The sequence below is a fragment of the Streptomyces griseus subsp. griseus genome (assembly GCF_000720255.1).
Lineage (GTDB): Bacteria > Actinomycetota > Actinomycetes > Streptomycetales > Streptomycetaceae > Streptomyces > Streptomyces griseus_I.
The window spans coordinates 41,170-58,578 of sequence record NZ_JOJE01000035.1 but is presented as its reverse complement, the minus strand read 5'-3'; the positions used below and the strand labels follow the sequence as shown (position 1 = coordinate 58,578).

The following is a 17,409-nucleotide window of genomic DNA, read 5'->3' as shown; positions in this document are numbered from 1 at the left end:
TTGCTCCTAGTGAGCGCGTTCCAGCAAATAGCGGACGAGGGTGATCAGTGCGTCCGCCGACGACTTCTCGTCGCGCGCATCGCAGACCACGACGGGCGTGTCGTCGAGCAGGTCCAGTGCTTCGCGCAGCGCCCTCTCCTCGCGAAGCGGTGTGCCGTCGAAGCGGTTGACGGCGATGGCGTAGTCGAGCCCGTACTGCTCGATCAGGTCGATGACGCCGAAGGAGTCCGCGAGCCGCTCGGGGTCGACCAGCACCAGCGCCCCGAGCGCGCCGCGCGCCATGTCCTCCCACATCTGCACGAACCGCTGCTGGCCGGGCGTACCGAACAGGTACAGCACGACCCGTTCGTTGATGGTCAGGCGGCCGAAGTCCATGGCCACCGTGGTGGTGGTCTTGCCCCGCACGCCCTTGAGGTCGTCGAACGACTCCCCGGCCCGGGTCATCGTCTCCTCGGTGGACAACGGGGTGATCTCGGAGATCGCTCCGATGAACGTGGTCTTGCCCACCGCGAAGTGCCCGACGACCAGGATCTTCACCGCCGTCTGCGTCGCCCCGTCACGGACGTAGTCCTGCTCATCCAAACTTGGCCCTGAGACCATTCAGCACCTCCTCGAGGATCTGTTTGTCGGCGAGCGGAGCCCGCTGGACGGGCGGCCGGGTGATGAGGTAGCCGGCTTCGGTGAGGGCGGAGAGCAGGATCTTCACCACGCCCAGCGGCAGCCGGGTGTGTCCGGCGACCTCGGCGACCGAGAGGTAGCCCGCCGAGCAGAGGTCCAGCAGGTTCTGCTCCTCGGGCGAGAGCCGGGTCGGACGCTGCTGGTGGTCGGCCGCGGCAGTGACCAGGGTGATCAGGGAGAGCTGCTCCTCGTCGGGCAGGCCCCGGCCCTTGGTGATGACGTACGGACGCACTAATTCGGCGGCCTCGGGCTCCAGCGCGTCGGGACCGGTCATGAGCGCGCGCCGAGGTTCTCGCGCGGCGGGGTCGTCAGGGCCTTGCCCAGCTGCCCGACGAGCTGCTGCATCCGGAAGGTGATGTCCGCCATGTCGACGTCCGGGGAGGCGGAGACACCGAGGTAGGCGCCCTCTCCGGCGGAGATCAGGAAAACCCAGCCCTCGTCGAACTCGACGAGCGTCTGGCGCCAGTGGTGCCGTGTTCCGCCGATGAAGAACCCGAGCGAGCGGCTGAGCGACTGCACGCCGCTCATACCGGCGGCGACCCGGTCCGCGTCGTCCTTGCCGAAGTCCTGCGTCCGGGCCATCAGCAGACCGTCCGCGGAGATCAGAACCGCGTGCAGGGCGCCGGGGATCTCCAGGGCACTGTCAAGCATCCATGACAGATCGTCGTTCACGAGACCTCATGTCCTTCACTGCTCGCATCACGTGTACTGCTGGTCTGCTCAGCGGTGTCCGCCTGCGTGGCGCGGCCGGACCGCGTGCCCCGCTGGAAGGCCCCCATGATCGCGGCCGTCTCCGCGCCGGAGCGGGCCGACGTGCGCGTGCCCGCGGTGCTGCCCGGCACGATGGCCATCGGCCGCTTGCGACGGCGCTTGGGCAGGCCGTCGACGGTCGAGGAGTCCGTCAACGCGGTTTCGGGCCCGCCGGGGTCCGGCGTGGGAGCGGGGAGGGGGACGGAAGCGGCCGGCGCGGTGGTGGACACGGCGGGGACGGCCGGTGCCGGCGCCTTGTACTCCGGCATACCGGTGAGCAACTCGTGCGGCAGAAGGACGACCGCGCGGACACCGCCGTACGGGGAGCTGGAATCCACGGACACCTCGAATCCGAAGCGTTCGCACAGGACACCGATGACGGCGAAGCCGAACTGCGGCGGATTGCCGAGCCCGGAGACGCCAGAGACGCGCTCGCTGGAAAGGAGTTTCTCGGCCTTGGCCCGCTCCTCGTCGTTCATGCCGACGCCGGCGTCGTCGACGACGATGCAAATGCCCTTGGGCACGGTGCGAATGTTGATTTCAACAACCGTGTCGGGGCTGGAATAGCTGGTGGCGTTGTCCAGGAGTTCCGCGAGGGCCAGCGCCACCGGTTCGACGGCGCGGCTGGTGATACCGAAGTCGACCTGGGAGAGAATTTCGACGCGCCGGTAGTGGCGCACCCTTCCCTGCGCACTGCGGACCACGTCGTAGACCGAGGCGATGTCGCGCTGCCGGCCCAGCCAGCCGTCGCACAGTACGGCGATGGACTGGGCACGTCGGCCGAACTGCGAGTTCGTGTGGTCGATCTCCAAGAGGTCCTGGAGGATCACCGACTCACCGTACTTGTTCTGCAGCCTGGAAACGATCAACTGCTGTTCCGCGGCGAGACCTTGAAGGGTCCGCATGGCGGACTTGAGGACTGTTTTCGTCGCCTCTTCGGCCCGTTCCTGTGCCGCCTCGACGGATTCCGAGTATTGGTTCTCGAGCTCGGAATAATGATTTCTGAGCCCCGCGATCTCCTGCCTCAAAGCCTTTGCCGCGCTGCGTTGGCGAACAATGACCGCGATGGTGGCAAGGATGACGACGAGGAGAGCCCAGAATACCGGGTTCTGTATGTATTGCGTCATAAGACTCTCTTCAGGCGACTGACGGCCAGCTACTGAATTCCCGTCAATAACGGGGGGACCGGCGGACCGCCCATCCGCCCGCTCTACAAACGCGGTGATCGTATCATCGTAGGAACTGGTCTCTGACCGCCAATATGCTGCGTTTGCTGGACCATTGACGGTCAGTCAGCCCAAGTTGGTTGACATCGGCGCAAGCTTCACCGCACCACGGGTCCCGCGTCTTCGAAACTTTCGGGATCCGTTCCGAATCTTCGTCGTACGGGTACCCCTGCAGCCGTCCACGCGTCGCACGATGCACTCCATTAGCCCCCTTGACATCAGCCCAACCGCCTGACCCAGTCATCCGGAAGCAGCATCGAATCTTTCGGGATCGCTGTATCTTTCAAGCATCTACTCCCGACCGGCTCTCCGGTCGGCACCGTCCAGCACCTCGGGAGATCAACCAGCAAAAGGAAACGACATGGTTATGAACGCACCTCGCAACGGCGTTGTCAGACACCCCGGTTGGCGCCAACGCAGCCAAGTGCTGGTGGCCGCGGGGCCGCTGCTTCGGCGCGACCGTCGCGGCGAGCCACCTCGGTGAATCCCCGTATGTCAGCACGCTGGACACCGAGTTGATCAGATCGTCACCCACGCCCAGAGCGAGGGCATGAGGATCCGCGAGCACGCGCTGGTGCGGCACTGCCAACTGCCGGGCCGGGTCGGTGGCTTGGGAACAGCGCCCACTCCCCTGCTGTTCGACGGCAACTACGCCTGCGCTCGGCGGCACCTCGGGCGGCGGGGGCGGCGGAGCGACCTGTACGGCGACGTACAGCAAGGCCGAGGAATGGAGCGACCGCTTCAACGGCGGGTGACGATCACCGCGGGCGCCGCCGCGATCAGAGCGCCGCAACGCCGGTCGTCGGCGGCTGCACCGCTTTTTGATCAAAAAACCTCGGGCGGATCGAGCCTTCGCTCGACCCGCCCGAGGTCGGTGGTGTCCGAGGGGGGACTTGAACCCCCACGCCCGATAAAGGGCACTAGCACCTCAAGCTAGCGCGTCTGCCATTCCGCCACCCGGACAAGGTGTCTGCCGCCTGGCCGGGGGTGTTCCCCGCGGCGACATGGACAACAATACCAAGCTTTCGGAGTGCCCTTCACCTGCGTTTCCGTCCCCACGGACACACGTGGGCGACCTCGGGCGAGCGCCTCACCCGGGGTGACGATTCGGTCACCCCGGAGTGGGCCGCAGGATGTGTTCCGCCTGCTCAGGGCATGAGCTGGTACTCCGGGAAGTTCCCGGGCAGCCGCTCCCCGGCCGGGCCTCGCGTCACCGCGCGCACCAGCAGCTCGCCGCCGACGAAGGCCCCGCGCCAGGACGCGCCGAGGCCGCCGAACAGCTCGTCGCGGTCTCCCCGGGAGCGCGGAGTGCCATGCCCCACCTTGAAGGCGCGGATCTGCGGTGCCAGCCGGTCATAGGTCGCCCGGTCGTCCGTGCACAGCGTGGCGACCAGCGCGCCGTTGGAGGCGTTCATCGCCGCGAGCAGCTCCGCCTCCGTATCCACCAGGACGATCGTGTCGACCGGGCCGAACGGCTCCGCGTGGTGCAGCGGCGAGGACGGCGGCGGGCCGAGGAGGGTGACCGGCTGGACGTACGCCGAGGTGTCCTGACCAGGCAGGAAGTGGGCGTTCGCCGGGTTGCCGCGGTACAGCGGGACGGCACCCCGGTCGATGGCCTCGGCGACCTGGTCGTGCAGTTCCTTGGCCTTGGCCGCGTTGATCACCGGCCCGAAGTCGAGCTGCGGGCAGGGGTCGCCTGCCTCCTCGACCGCCAGCGGGTGTCCGACCCTGAGCGTGCGGACCGCCGGGAGGTACGCCGCCAGGAACGCGTCGAACAACTCACGCTGGACTACGAATCGCGGATAGGCCGTACAGCGCTGCTTGCCGTAGTCGAAGAGCTTGGGGACGACCGCCGTGAGCGCGTCCCAGTCCGAGTGGTTCCAGATGCCCCAGGTGTTGAGTCCCTCCTGTTCGAGGATGTGCCGTTTGCCGAGGTCGGCGACTGCCGTGGCCACCGCGGCGCCGGTGTCGCGGCCGCCGACGAAGGAGACACAGCCGATCTCGGGCGCCCGCACGAGCGCCTCCGACAGCTCGCTTCCGCTGCCGCTGACGAGGGTGATGGGAAGGCCTTCGCGTGCGGCGAGGGCACAGGCCAGGGTCAGACAGGCGACACCGCCGTCCGTCGGGGTCTTGGCGATGACCGCGTTGCCTGCCAGTGCTTGTACCAACACTGCGTGAACGAGCACGCTCATCGGGTAGTTCCAGCTGGCGATGTTGGACACCGGGCCGTCCAGCGGGGCCCGGCCGGCGAGCATCGGCTCGATGCCGTCGACGTACCAGCGCACTCCGTCGACGGCTCGGTCGACATCGGCCTGCGCCGACCTCCAGGGCTTGCCGATCTCCCACACGAGCAGGAGCGCGAGGAGTTCGCGGTGCGCGGTGAGGGCGTCGAGGGCGGCCGCCAGGCGGGCCCGGCGCTCGTCGAGGGGAACGTGCCGCCAGGCGCGGTGCTGGTCGAGGCAGGCGCGTACGGCGTGGTGGGCGGTGGCCCGGTCCAGGCGGGGCGGGCCCGCGACGGGGCGGCCGTCGACAGGGCTGGTGGCGGGCAGCGCACGGCCGTCCGCCCGCCAGCCGGAGTCCCAGAGGTTGAGGACACGGTCGTCCTGGAACGCCTCGGGGGCCGCGGCGAGGCAGCGACGCCAGGCGTCGTCCCAGGAGGCGCCGGATTTCAGGGTGAGGGTAGTAGGCATGGGTGTGGGCGTGGACGTGGTCAGGGGCTTGGTCACGGGGTTGCTCATCGGGGTCGCTCCGCTCTCGGTGCACGGTCGAGAGGACAGGGGCCCCCACGCCGGGCGGGGGTGCGGGAGGGTGTGGGCGCGGACGGTCGGGCCGGGCTGCGCGCGGGCGGGGGTACGGGAGAGTGTGGGCGCGGACGGTCGGGCCGGGCTGCGCGCGGGCGGGGGTGCGGGAGGGTGTGGGCGCGGACGGTCGGGCCGGGCTGTGCGCGGGTGGGGGTGACCTTCAGAGCAGGGCCGACACCAGTCGGGCCGTCTCCGTCGGGGTGTCGCCCACGCGGACGCCGGCCGCTTCCAGGGCCTCCTTCTTCGCGTGGGCCGTTCCCGAGGAACCGGACACGATGGCGCCGGCGTGGCCCATCGTCCTTCCCTCGGGGGCCGTGAAACCGGCGATGTAACCGACGACCGGCTTGGTGACGTGCTCGCGGACGTACGCGGCGGCGCGTTCCTCGGCGTCGCCACCGATCTCCCCGATGAGGACGATCAGCTCGGTGTCGGGATCGTCCTCGAAGGCGGCCAGGCAGTCGATGTGGCTGGTGCCGACGACGGGGTCGCCGCCGATGCCGACACACGTGGAGAACCCGGTGTCCCGCAGCTCGTACATCAGCTGGTACGTGAGCGTGCCGGACTTGGAGACGAGGCCGATGCGGCCCGGCTTGGTGATGTCGGCGGGGATGATGCCGGCGTTGGCCTGGCCGGGGCTGATCAGGCCGGGGCAGTTGGGCCCGACGACACGTGTGCCGCGCCGCTTCGCGTACGCGGTGAACGCGACGGAGTCGTGGACGGGGATGCCCTCGGTGATGACGACCGCGAGTCCGATCCCGGCGTCGGCGGCCTCCATGACCGCCGCCCTGGCGAAGGCGGGCGGCACGAAGACCACGGTGACGTCGGCTCCGGTCGCCCGTATGCCGTCGGTGACCGATCCGAAGACGGGGACGGCCCGCTCGTCGAAGTGCACGGTGCGGCCGGCCTTGCGGGGGTTGACCCCGCCGACGACCTCGGTGCCGGCGGCGAGCATCCGCCGGGTGTGCTTCATGCCCTCGCCACCGGTCATGCCCTGGACGAGGACCTTGCTCTCCTTGGTCAGATAGATGGCCATGTCCCGCTCCTCAAGCTGTCGTGGCGAGTTGGGCGGCACGGCGGGCGGCGCCGTCCATGGTGGTGGCCTGCTGGACCAGTGGGTGCGCGCGGGCGTCCAGGAGGGCGCGGCCGCGCGCGGCGTTGTTGCCGTCGAGGCGGACCACCAGCGGCTTGGTCAGCCGGACGGTGTCCAGGGCCTGGACGATGCCATCCGCGACCGCGTCGCACGCGGTGATACCGCCGAAGACGTTGACGAGGACCGACTTCACGGCCGGGTCGGAGAGGACGACGGACAGACCGTCGGCCATGATCCGCGCCGATGCCCCGCCGCCTATGTCGAGGAAGTTGGCGGGGCGCGCCCCGCGGCCCGCGACCACGTCGAGCGTCGACATCACGAGGCCCGCTCCGTTGCCGATGACGCCGACCTCGCCGTCGAGCCTGACGTAGTTGAGGCCCTTGGCTGCGGCCGCCGCCTCCAACGGGTCGTCGTCCCCCGCCTCGCCGTACGCGCCCCAACGGGACTGCCGCAAGCAGGCGTTGTCGTCGAGGGTGACCTTGCCGTCGAGGGCGACGATCCGGCCCTGGGTCGTGCGGACGAGGGGGTTGACCTCGACGAGGAGGGCGTCCTCGCGGACCAGCACCTCCCACAGCCGTACCAGCACGTCGACGGTCTGCGGGGGCAGTCCGGCCGCCTCGGCGATCTCGGCCGCCTTCGCCGAGGTGACGCCCTCGGCGGGGTCGACGTGTACGCGGGCGACAGCTTCCGGTCGGCTCGCGGCGACCTCCTCGATCTCCATGCCGCCCTCCGCGGACGCGATCGCGAGGAAACGGCCCGCCGCGCGGTCGAGGACGTAGGAGACGTAGAACTCGGCCTGGATGTCGACGGGTTGGGCCAGCATGACCGTGCGCACGGGGTGGCCCTCGATGTCCATGCCCAGGATCTGGCGTGCCGTCAGTTCGGCGGCGGCCGGGTCCGCGGCGAGCCTCACCCCGCCTGCCTTGCCGCGTCCACCGGCCTTGACCTGGGCTTTCACCACGGTCCGGCCACCGAGCCCGCGGGCGATCTCACGGGCCTTCTTCGGTGAGTCCGTCACCTCGGCCCGTGGCACCAAGATGCCGTGTTCCTCGAAGAGTTCCCTTGCCTGGTGTTCGTACAGGTCCATCTCGGCTCCTGTCTGAAAAGTGCCGCACGCCCCCTGGACACCACCCACCGGATGCGGGATAACAAGCTTCATACAGTATTCGTCGACTGTATGCAATGTACCGCGAGAGCCTCACAACCCCCTACGAAGGGACAGGACTTCGCCATGCCCGACGACACCCAGGACGTCATCTCCGGTGGTCATCTCGTTGCCAAGGCGCTGAAGGCCGAGGGGGTCGACCGCATCTACACGCTGTGCGGCGGCCACATCATCGACATCTACGACGGCTGCGTCGACGAGGGCATAGAAGTAGTCGACGTACGCCACGAACAGGTCGCCGCCCACGCCGCCGACGGCTACGCACGCATCACCGGCAAACCCGGTTGCGCGGTCGTCACCGCGGGGCCGGGGACGACCGACGCGGTCACCGGCGTCGCCAACGCCTTCCGCGCGGAGTCCCCGATGCTGCTGATCGGTGGTCAGGGAGCCCTCACCCAGCACAAAATGGGGTCCCTTCAGGACCTTCCGCACGTCGACATGATGACGCCGATCACCAAGTTCGCTGCGGCCGTGCCGGACACGGCCCGCGCCGCGGACATGGTGTCGATGGCGTTCCGCGAGTGCTACCACGGCGCTCCCGGGCCCTCCTTCCTGGAGATCCCGCGTGACGTCCTCGACGCCAAGGTGCCGGTGGCCAAGGCACGCGTGCCGAAGACCGGTGCCTACCGCGCCTCGACGCGCTCCCCCGGCGACCCCGAGGCGATCGAGAAGCTCGCCGACCTCCTCGTCCACGCCGAGAAACCGGCCATCCTGCTGGGCAGTCAGGTCTGGACCACCCGCGGCACCGAGGCGGCCGTCGAGCTGGTGCGCACGCTGAACATCCCGGCGTACATGAACGGCGCCGGCCGTGGCACGCTGCCGCCCGGCGACCCGCACCACTACCAGCTGTCGCGTCGCTACGCGTTCTCCAACGCCGACGTGATCGTCATCGTGGGCACCCCCTTCGACTTCCGGATGGGCTACGGCAAACGGCTCTCCCCGAACGCGACCGTCGTGCAGATCGACCTCGACTACCGGACGGTGGGCAAGAACCGCGACATCGACCTCGGCATCGTCGGTGACGCGGGACTGGTGCTGAAGTCGGTGACCGAGGCCGCCTCCGGACGCCTCAACGGCGGTGCGTCGAAGCGCAAGGAGTGGCTCGACGAGCTGCGCGCCGCCGAGCAGACCGCGATCGAGAAGCGGCTGCCGAGCCTGCGGTCGGACGCCTCGCCGATCCACCCCTACCGTCTGGTCAGCGAGATCAACGACTTCCTCACCGAGGACTCGATCTACATCGGCGACGGAGGCGACATCGTCACCTTCTCCGGTCAGGTCGTGCAGCCCAAGTCGCCCGGGCACTGGATGGACCCCGGGCCGCTCGGCACCCTCGGCGTCGGCGTCCCGTTCGTGCTCGCGGCCAAGCAGGCGCGGCCCGACAAGGAGGTCGTCGCCCTCTTCGGCGACGGGGCGTTCTCCCTCACCGGCTGGGACTTCGAAACCCTCGTCCGCTACGACCTCCCCTTCGTCGGCATCGTCGGCAACAACTCCTCCATGAACCAGATCCGCTACGGCCAGGCCCAGAAGTACGGCCAGGAGCGCCAGCGGGTCGGCAACACCCTCGGTGACGTCCACTACGACAAGTTCGCCCAGATGCTGGGCGGTCATGGCGAGGAGGTCCGCGACCCCGCCGACATCGGCCCCGCGCTGCGACGCGCCCGCGAGTCCGGGAAGCCCTCGCTGATCAACGTCTGGGTCGACCCCGACGCGTACGCCCCCGGAACCATGAACCAGACGATGTACAAGTGAGGTGGCCCCATGACCGGAACGCCCACGAAGGCACTCGACGGGATCCGCGTCCTGGACATGACCCACGTCCAGTCCGGACCGTCCGCGACCCAGCTGCTCGCCTGGCTCGGCGCGGACGTCATCAAGCTGGAGGCGCCGACCGGTGACATCACGCGCCAGCAGCTGCGCGACCTCCCGGACGTCGACTCCCTCTACTTCACGATGCTCAACTGCAACAAGCGGAGCATCACCCTCAACACCAAGACGAGGCGCGGCAAGGAGATCCTCACCGAGCTGATCCGGCGCTCGGACGTCATGGTCGAGAACTTCGGACCGGGCGCGGTCGACCGTATGGGCTTCACCTGGGACCGCATCCAGGAGATCAATCCGCGGATCGTCTATGCCTCCATCAAGGGGTTCGGGGACGGTCCGTACACCGACTTCAAGGCGTACGAGGTCGTCGCTCAGGCCATGGGCGGGTCGATGTCGACCACCGGTTTCGAGGAAGGGCCGCCGCTGGCGACGGGGGCCCAGATCGGGGACTCGGGCACGGGCGTCCACGCCGTGGCGGGCATCCTCGCGGCGCTTTACCAGCGGGAGCACACCGGGCGCGGGCAGCGGGTCAACGTGGCCATGCAGCACGCTGTGCTCAACCTCTGCCGGGTGAAGCTGCGCGACCAGCAGCGCCTGGCACACGGCCCGCTCGCTGAATATCCCAACGACGACTTCGGCGACGAGGTTCCCCGTTCGGGAAACGCGTCCGGTGGCGGTCAGCCCGGCTGGGCGGTCAAGTGCTCGCCGGGCGGCCCCAACGACTACGTGTACGTCATCGTGCAGCCGGTGGGCTGGCGGCCCATCAGCGAGCTCATCGGCCGGCCCGAGCTGGCCGACGACCCCGAGTGGGCCACGCCTCAGGCCCGTCTGCCCAAACTCACCAAGATGTTCCAGCTGATCGAGGAGTGGTCCTCGACGCTGCCCAAGTGGGAGGTGCTGGAGCGGCTCAACGCCCACAACATCCCGTGCGGGCCGATCCTGTCCACCAGGGAGATCATCGAGGACCGGTCGCTGGTCGCCAACGAGATGGTCGTGACCGTGCCCCACCCGCAGCGCGGCGAGTTCGTGACCGTGGGCAGCCCGCTCAAGCTCTCCGACTCCCCCGTCGACGTGACCACGTCACCGCTGCTCGGCGAGCACAACGAGGAGATCTACGTCGGTGAGCTCGGGCTCGGCGACGAGGAGCTGCGCCTGCTGAAGTCGAACGGAGTGATCTGACGTGATGGCCGAAGACCGGGTGCTGAGGGTGCGGTCGCTCCTGGACGCCGTACGAGCCGAGGGGCGGACCGCGCTGACCGCTCCCGAGGGCAAGGTGGTCGCCGACGCGTACGGGATCGCCGTACCGGGCGAGGAGCTGGCGCGGGACGTCGAGGAGGCGGTGGCGTACGCGGCGCGCTTCGGCGGGCCCGTCGTGATGAAGATCGTCTCTCCGGACATCCTGCACAAGACCGACGCCGGCGGTGTGGTCGTCGGTGTCGAGGGGGCGGCGGACGTACGGGCCGCGTTCCACGCGATCATCGAGAACGCGCGCGGGTACGCGCCGCAGGCGCGTATCGAGGGCGTGCAGGTGCAGGAGTTGCTGCCCAAGGGGCAGGAGGTCATCGTCGGCGCGGTCACCGACCCGACGTTCGGGAAGGTCGTGGCCTTCGGGCTCGGCGGGGTGCTCGTCGAGGTGCTCAAGGACGTCACCTTCCGGCTCGCGCCCGTCTCCGCCGACGAGGCCCTGTCGATGCTGGACTCGATCCGGGCTGCCGAGGTCCTGCGGGGGGTGCGCGGGCAGGCCGGCGTGGACCGGTGGGCGGTCGCCGAACAGATCCGGCGCGTGTCCCAACTGGTCGCCGACTTCCCGGAGATCGCCGAGGTGGACCTCAACCCGGTGATCGCCACGGCGGAGGCCGCGGTCGCCGCCGACATCCGCGTGATCCTCTCCGAGACGTCCGTGAAGCCGCGCCGCCGCTACACGCGCGAGGAGATCCTCACCTCCATGCGCCGGCTCATGAAGCCGAACTCGGTCGCCGTGATCGGCGCCTCCAACGAGCAGGGCAAGATCGGCAACTCGGTGATGCGCAACCTCGTCGACGGCGGCTTCGCCGGGGACATCCATCCGGTGAACCCCAAGGCCGATGACATTCTGGGCCGCAAGGCGTACAAGAGTGTCACCGACGTTCCCGGTGAGGTGGATGTGGCGGTCTTCGCGATCCCCGCCAAGTTCGTGGCCTCGGCCCTGGAGGAGGTGGGACGCAAGAAGATCCCGAACGCCGTACTGATTCCCTCGGGGTTCGCGGAGACCGGCGAGCACGAGCTGCAGGCGGAGATCGTGGCCATTGCCGAGCGGCATGGCGTCCGTCTGCTCGGGCCGAACATCTACGGCTACTACTCGACCTGGCAGGACCTGTGCGCCACGTTCTGCACGCCGTACGACGTCAAGGGCGGGGTGGCGCTCACCTCACAGTCCGGCGGCATCGGGATGGCGATCCTGGGCTTCGCACGGACCACCAGGACGGGTGTGTCGGCGATCGTCGGGCTCGGCAACAAGTCGGACCTGGACGAGGACGACCTGCTGACGTGGTTCGGCGAGGACCCGCACACCAAGTGCATCGCGATGCACCTGGAGGACCTCAAGGACGGGCGGGCCTTCGTGGAGGCCGCGCGTGCGACCGTGCCGAAGAAGCCCGTCGTCGTGCTGAAGGCGGGGCGTACTGCGGCGGGCGCCAAGGCCGCCGGTTCTCACACCGGGGCGCTCGCCGGCGACGACGCGGTGTACGACGACATCCTCCGGCAGGCCGGTGTCATCAGGGCGCCGGGCCTGAACGACATGCTGGAGTACGCGCGCGCGTTGCCGGTCCTGCCCACCCCGCGCGGGGACAACGTCGTCATCATCACCGGAGCCGGCGGCAGCGGTGTGCTGCTGTCCGACGCGGTGACCGACAACGGCCTGTCGCTGATGGAGATCCCCGCGGACCTGGACGAGGCGTTCCGCAGGTTCATCCCGCCCTTCGGGGCCGCGGGCAACCCGGTGGACATCACCGGGGGCGAGCCGCCGTCGACGTACGAGGCGACGATCCGGCTGGGTCTGGAGGACCCGCGCGTGCACGCGCTCGTCCTCGGCTACTGGCACACCATCGTGACCCCTCCCATGGTCTTCGCCGAGCTCACCGCGCGCGTGGTGGCCGATTTCCGCGCTCGGGGGATCGACAAGCCCGTGGTGGCGTCGCTCGCGGGTGACGTGGAGGTCGAGGAGGCCTGCCAGTACCTCTTCGAGCGGGGGGTCGTCGCGTACCCGTACACCACGGAGAAGCCGGTGGCCGTGCTCGGCGCGAAGTACCGCTGGGCACGGGCGGCAGGACTGTTGGGGGGCGGTTCATGAGGTGACCGAGCCCGGGGCCGGCGGCGGTGCGCGTCGGCCGGCCCCGGAGCCCGAGCGCGCACGAAAGGCACGGGACAGGGGGCGCTGGCCAGTTCTTTCGACGCAAGGGGTGCTGGAACGACATGACAACCACCGACTGCACCACGTCCGCCACCTACAGGGAGGTGACGGACCGCAACGGCCGCGTGTACCGGATCGGTGAGTCCGACCTGGACATCATGGGCCGTCGACGCAAATGGATGGTCATCCTGCCCTGGGTGGGCATGATGGGCATCAGTTCCGCCGAGTACGCGTTCACGTCGGCGGAGGACACCCTCCACGAGGCTCACCTGTGGAGCAGCGGACACATCTTCTGGCTGATGGGCGTCTGGGTGTTCTTCCAGGCGGCCGTGGCCTTCCCGGCCGGGCAGTTACGGGAGAGCGGCAGGCTGCCGGCCCGTACGGCCATGCTGATCGGCGCGGTCGGCACGCTGCTGGGCTATCTGTCCCTGGCGTACGCGCCGAACGTGCTCGTCGCCTACTTCGGCTTCGGCATGTGCAGCGGCATCGGGGCCGGTCTCGTCTACGCGACCTGCGTGAACATGGTCGGCAAGTGGTATCCGGAGCGCAAGGGCGGCAAGACGGGCTTCGTCAACGGCGGTTTCGCCTACGGATCCGTGCCCTTCGTGTTCCTGTTCACCTCGTACATGGACCTGGGCAACTACCGGGGCGTCCTCGTCACGGTGGGTGTGGGGCTGTGCCTGGTGGTGGCGACGGCGGGCTGGTTCTTCCGGGACCCGCCGAAGAACTGGTGGCCCGCGCACGTGGATCCGCTCCGGGCGGCCGACGACCCGAAGATCCGCCGGGCGCTGGAGAAGAACCCGCCGGCGGCCAAGCAGTACACCCCCAGGGAAGCCGCGCGTACTCCCGTGCTGTGGCTGATGTGGTTCTGTCTCCTGTGCACGGCCGGCATCAACATCTTCGGCATCGCCTTCCAGGTGCCGTTCGGCAAGGACATGGGCTTCGCGGGTGGCATCGTGGCCACGGCGATGTCCCTGAAGGCCATCGTCAACGGCACCGGGCGGGGCGTGATCGGCTGGATCTCGGACCGCGTCGGCCGCCGCCACACGCTGATCATCGTCTGTCTCGTGCTGGGCACCGCACAGTTCGGCGTCCTGGTCTCCGGCCGGATGGGCAGCATGCCGTTCTTCCTGTTCTGCTCGATGGTCTCCGGGTTCGGCGGCGGGGCGATCTTCCCGCTGTTCGCGGCCATGACGGCGGACTACTTCGGTGAGAACAACAACGCCAGCAACTACGGCGTGGTCTACAGCTCGAAACTGATCTCGGGGCTCGTGGGGTCCGGCATGGGCAAGCTCGTGGTCGACGCGTGGGACTACGAAGGCGCGTTCGTCATGGCGGGTTCCATCGGGCTGGCCTCCGCGGTACTGGCGCTCTTCCTGAAGGCTCCGGGCAGGCCGAAGGCCCGGGGTGTCGTACCCAACCCCCAGCCGCTCGGTGAGGAGATGGCGTGACATGACGGCAGACCCCGTCGCACCGAACAGTTCGTCGGCACCTCCCGACGCCGCGAACCGTCCCTTTCGTGAAGTGACCGACTCCCGGGGCCGTGTCTACCGCGTCGGGGAGACCGACCGGGACATCCTCGGGCACTCCCGCAGGCTCATGGTGTACCTGCCATGGATCGCCATGATGGCCATCAGTGTCTTCGAATACGCGTACGGCTCGGCGGAGGACACGCTGTCCCACGCGCACGGCTGGACGCAGAGCAACACCTTCTGGATCCTCAGCGTCTGGGTGTTCTTCCAGGCCGGTGTCGCCTTCCCGGCGGGCTGGCTGCGCGAGCGAGGCATCCTCACCGCCCGCAAGGCGATGTACGCCGGTTCCGTCATGTGCCTCGCCGGGTTCCTCGCCCTGTCGCACCTGGGCGACGTATGGCTGGCGATCTTAGGGTTCGGCGTGGTCGGCGGCATCGGCGCCGGCCTGGTCTACGCGACCTGCATCAACATGGTCGGCAAGTGGTTCCCCGAACGCCGCGGGGCGCGGACCGGCTTCGTCAACGGCGGGTTCGCCTACGGGTCGCTGCCGTTCATCTTCATCTTCAACTACGGCTTCGACACCGCGAACTACCACCGGGTGCTGGACCTCATCGGCTGCTACATCGTGATCGTGGTGTTCGGGTGCGCGTTCTTCTTCAAGGACCCGCCGAAGAACTGGTGGCCGGCGGACATCGACCCGCTGACGTTCGCCGGTGACCGCGCGAACGCCGCCGGCCTGGCCAAGAACCCTCCGGCGGTGAAGCAGTACACGCCGAAGGAGGCGATCAGGACGGGCATGCTGCCGCTGATGTGGCTGTCCGTCGTACTGACCGCGGGTGTGTCGATCTTCGGGATCTCCTTCCAGGTCGACTTCGCCAAGGAGGTCGGCTTCGGCCCGCTGGTCGCTGCGTCCTCGATGGGTGTCATGGCCGTCATCAACGGCATCGGCCGCGGTGTCGTGGGCTGGCTGTCCGACCGCTGGGGCCGCAAACCCACCCTGGTGTTCGTCATCGTGGTGCTGGGACTGGCCCAGTTCGGCGTGATCTGGGCCGGGGACACCGGCAGCGAGGCGCTGTTCCTGTTCTTCGCGTTCCTCTCCGGCTTCGGCGGCGGCGCGTTCTATCCCCTGTTCGCGGCGCTCACGCCCGACTACTTCGGGGAGAACTACAACGCCACCAACTACGGGCTGGTGTACAGCGGCAAGCTGATCAGCGGCCTGTTCGGCGGCGGCCTCGGCTCCGTGGTGGTCGGGGCCTGGGGCTACGACGGCGCGTACGCGCTGGCCGGCGGTGTGTCGATGGTGGCGGCGGTGATCGCGCTGCTGCTACGGCAGCCCGGACGCGACGGGGAGAGTGACGGGGGCGGGGTGCGGGCCCCGCGGCCGCAAGCGGCCGGCTGATTCGATCGCGCTCCTTCGTGAGGCGGCCCTCCCCGGACTCGGACACGGGGAGGGCCGCCTCACGCGCGCGTGCGGCTCAGCACTTCTCGCGCAGCGAGTGCAGATGCGCACTCGAACGCCGCGCGAAGGTGAAGGACTCGGCCGGGTTGTCGTGCTCCGCCTGCCAGTGGTGGGCCAGGCGGTGGCCGCGCAGCCGGGTGACGGCGGAGATGAACCGCTGGTAGTCGATGTCTCCGTCGCCGACGTCGGTCATGCGGTAGCCGTACTGGTTCGCCGGGTCGCTCACACCGTCCTTCACGTGGAAGAGCGGGTAGCGGTGCGGCTGTCCGAGGACGTAGTCCAGCGGTTCGAAGGGCGCGGGCGTGCCGTCGGGGCGCTTGGAGAAGCGGAACTGGCCCGAGTACGCCCAGAAGATGTCCATCTCCAGGAAGACCAGTTCGGGGTCGGTCTCGGCGAGCAGCACGTCGTAGAGGCGGACCTTGGGGTTGTCCGTGGCGAAGGAGAACTCCTCGGAGTGGTTGTGCTGGTAGAACTTCATGCCGCGTGCCTTCGCGGCCGCGCCGTAGGTGTTGAACTCCTCGGCCGCTCGCTTCCACGCCTCGACGGTGGAGCCGTAACGGAACGGTCCCGAGGCGGTGCCGATGTGCTTGAGTCCGAGGGCCTGGGCGTCGTCGAGGACCTTGGTGAGGTTCTGCGCGAAGGTGTAGGCGGCCGGGTCGCTGGAGTAGTAGCCGACGTGGCTGCCGATCGGGTTCAGGCCGTGGTTCCTCGCCAGCCGCTTGAGCTGGGCGAGAGTGATGGGCCCGGCGGAGCCCTGGGTGTAGCCGGCGAACTCGACCTCGTCGTACCCGTACTTCTCCAGTTCGGCGAAGACGGGGGCGAAGCCGAGCGTGGAGACCTTGTCGCGCAGGCTGTAGAGCTGGATGCCGAGCCGGCCGGGCGGCAGTACGGGGCGCCCCCGGCCGGGGGCGGGAGCGGGGGTCGCGGCGGTGGCTGGGCCCGCGGCGGCGCCCAGCAGGGCGGCAGCGGTGGCACCGGCGGCCACGCCGAGCATGCCCCGTCTGCTGAGCCGGTGGGTGAGTTCGGGGTCGGGCATCGGTGCGTTCCCAGGTCCACGGCAGTGCCGAGGTCGCGGGGTGGGCCCGGTCCTCGACGTTCACCCGCGCCTGCTGGATCGCCGGGTGCGACTGGAAGTAGGCGCCCGCCAGGCCGCCGTAGAACTCCCAGTCGTACTCGGTGTCGGCGGCGGCGTGGATGCCGACGTAACCGCCGCCGTGCCGGACGTAGCCCTCGAAGGCGGTCTGCTGGCGGGGGTCGAGGACGTCCCCGGTGGGCGACAGGAACACGACCGCGTCGTAGCGGCGCAGGTTGCCGGAGGTGAAGGCGCCCGCGTCCTCGGTGGCGTCGACGGTGAAGCCGCCGCGTTTGCCGAGTTGCCGCACCGCGGCGATCCCGGCGGAAATCGAGTCGTGGCGGAAGCCTGCCGTCTTGGAGAAGACGAGCACCCGCCTGCCGTCGTGGTCGTTCTGGGAGACGGCCGGGTGCGAGATGCTCCCGAGGAGCAGCACCGCTCCGGTGACCGCGGTGGTCAGTCGGCCTCTTCGGTGCATGGGAACCTC

General features: G+C 69.1%; 13 protein-coding genes, 1 tRNA gene and 1 pseudogene. 5 read left to right on the top strand and 10 right to left on the bottom strand.

Annotation, left to right across the window (positions count from 1 at the left end):
• Positions 1-6 precede the first annotated feature (6 nt).
• The 8 genes from IG99_RS33930 to sucC all read right to left on the bottom strand — a co-directional run bounded on the left by IG99_RS33930 (position 7) and on the right by sucC (position 7,632).
• Positions 7-600, bottom strand: coding sequence for a GTP-binding protein (locus IG99_RS33930; protein WP_037680891.1), 594 nt, complete (start codon positions 598-600; stop codon positions 7-9).
• Positions 575-952: a DUF742 domain-containing protein gene (locus IG99_RS33925; RefSeq protein ID WP_037680889.1), complete on the bottom strand. Its 378-nt coding sequence runs from the start codon at positions 950-952 to the stop codon at positions 575-577. The genes IG99_RS33930 and IG99_RS33925 overlap by 26 nt, the downstream gene beginning before the upstream one ends.
• Positions 949-1,350, bottom strand: a complete 402-nt coding sequence (locus tag IG99_RS33920) for a roadblock/LC7 domain-containing protein (protein WP_037680888.1) — start codon at positions 1,348-1,350, stop codon at positions 949-951. The genes IG99_RS33925 and IG99_RS33920 overlap by 4 nt, the downstream gene beginning before the upstream one ends.
• Positions 1,347-2,555, bottom strand: a complete 1,209-nt coding sequence (locus IG99_RS33915; RefSeq protein WP_037680887.1) for an ATP-binding protein — start codon at positions 2,553-2,555, stop codon at positions 1,347-1,349. Before IG99_RS33915 ends, IG99_RS33920 begins: the two co-directional genes overlap by 4 nt.
• A 974-nt stretch (positions 2,556-3,529) precedes the next feature.
• A tRNA-Leu gene (locus IG99_RS33910) sits at positions 3,530-3,617 on the bottom strand.
• 185 nt (positions 3,618-3,802) lie between these two features.
• On the bottom strand, positions 3,803-5,344 hold the full coding sequence (locus IG99_RS33905; RefSeq protein ID WP_037680934.1) for an aldehyde dehydrogenase family protein: 1,542 nt from the start codon (positions 5,342-5,344) through the stop codon (positions 3,803-3,805).
• 271 nt (positions 5,345-5,615) lie between these two features.
• A complete protein-coding gene (gene sucD / locus IG99_RS33900; RefSeq protein WP_037680886.1) occupies positions 5,616-6,488 on the bottom strand; it encodes a succinate--CoA ligase subunit alpha in 873 nt (290 codons plus the stop codon).
• 10 nt (positions 6,489-6,498) lie between these two features.
• On the bottom strand, positions 6,499-7,632 hold the full coding sequence (gene sucC, locus IG99_RS33895; protein WP_037680885.1) for an ADP-forming succinate--CoA ligase subunit beta: 1,134 nt from the start codon (positions 7,630-7,632) through the stop codon (positions 6,499-6,501).
• 144 nt (positions 7,633-7,776) lie between these two features.
• Here sucC and IG99_RS33890 point away from each other — a divergent pair, with 144 nt between their 5' ends.
• The 5 genes from IG99_RS33890 to IG99_RS33870 all read left to right on the top strand — a co-directional run bounded on the left by IG99_RS33890 (position 7,777) and on the right by IG99_RS33870 (position 15,790).
• Positions 7,777-9,459, top strand: coding sequence for a thiamine pyrophosphate-binding protein (locus IG99_RS33890; protein WP_037680884.1), 1,683 nt, complete (start codon positions 7,777-7,779; stop codon positions 9,457-9,459).
• A gap of 9 nt (positions 9,460-9,468) precedes the next feature.
• Complete coding sequence (gene frc / locus IG99_RS33885; protein ID WP_037680881.1) at positions 9,469-10,710, top strand: formyl-CoA transferase; 1,242 nt, start codon at positions 9,469-9,471, stop codon at positions 10,708-10,710.
• Positions 10,711-10,714: 4 nt separating this feature from the next.
• Positions 10,715-12,859, top strand: coding sequence for an acetate--CoA ligase family protein (locus IG99_RS33880; protein WP_037680931.1), 2,145 nt, complete (start codon positions 10,715-10,717; stop codon positions 12,857-12,859).
• Between the two features lie 122 nt (positions 12,860-12,981).
• Complete coding sequence (locus IG99_RS33875) at positions 12,982-14,370, top strand: OFA family MFS transporter (protein WP_037680879.1); 1,389 nt, start codon at positions 12,982-12,984, stop codon at positions 14,368-14,370.
• A 1-nt stretch (position 14,371) separates the two neighbouring features.
• On the top strand, positions 14,372-15,790 hold the full coding sequence (locus IG99_RS33870; RefSeq protein ID WP_199815671.1) for an OFA family MFS transporter: 1,419 nt from the start codon (positions 14,372-14,374) through the stop codon (positions 15,788-15,790).
• Between the two features lie 76 nt (positions 15,791-15,866).
• On the opposite strand, the gene IG99_RS33865 is transcribed toward IG99_RS33870, so the two are convergent.
• Together IG99_RS33865 and IG99_RS52110 are read right to left on the bottom strand one after the other, a co-directional pair.
• The gene (locus IG99_RS33865) at positions 15,867-16,886 is read right to left on the bottom strand and encodes a sugar phosphate isomerase/epimerase family protein (protein WP_037680878.1); all 1,020 of its coding nucleotides are present in this window, start codon (positions 16,884-16,886) and stop codon (positions 15,867-15,869) included.
• A pseudogene (locus IG99_RS52110) lies at positions 16,885-17,400 on the bottom strand (ThuA domain-containing protein); the annotation flags it as partial. The gene IG99_RS33865 and the pseudogene IG99_RS52110, both read right to left, overlap by 2 nt.
• Between the last annotated feature and the right edge of the window lie 9 nt (positions 17,401-17,409).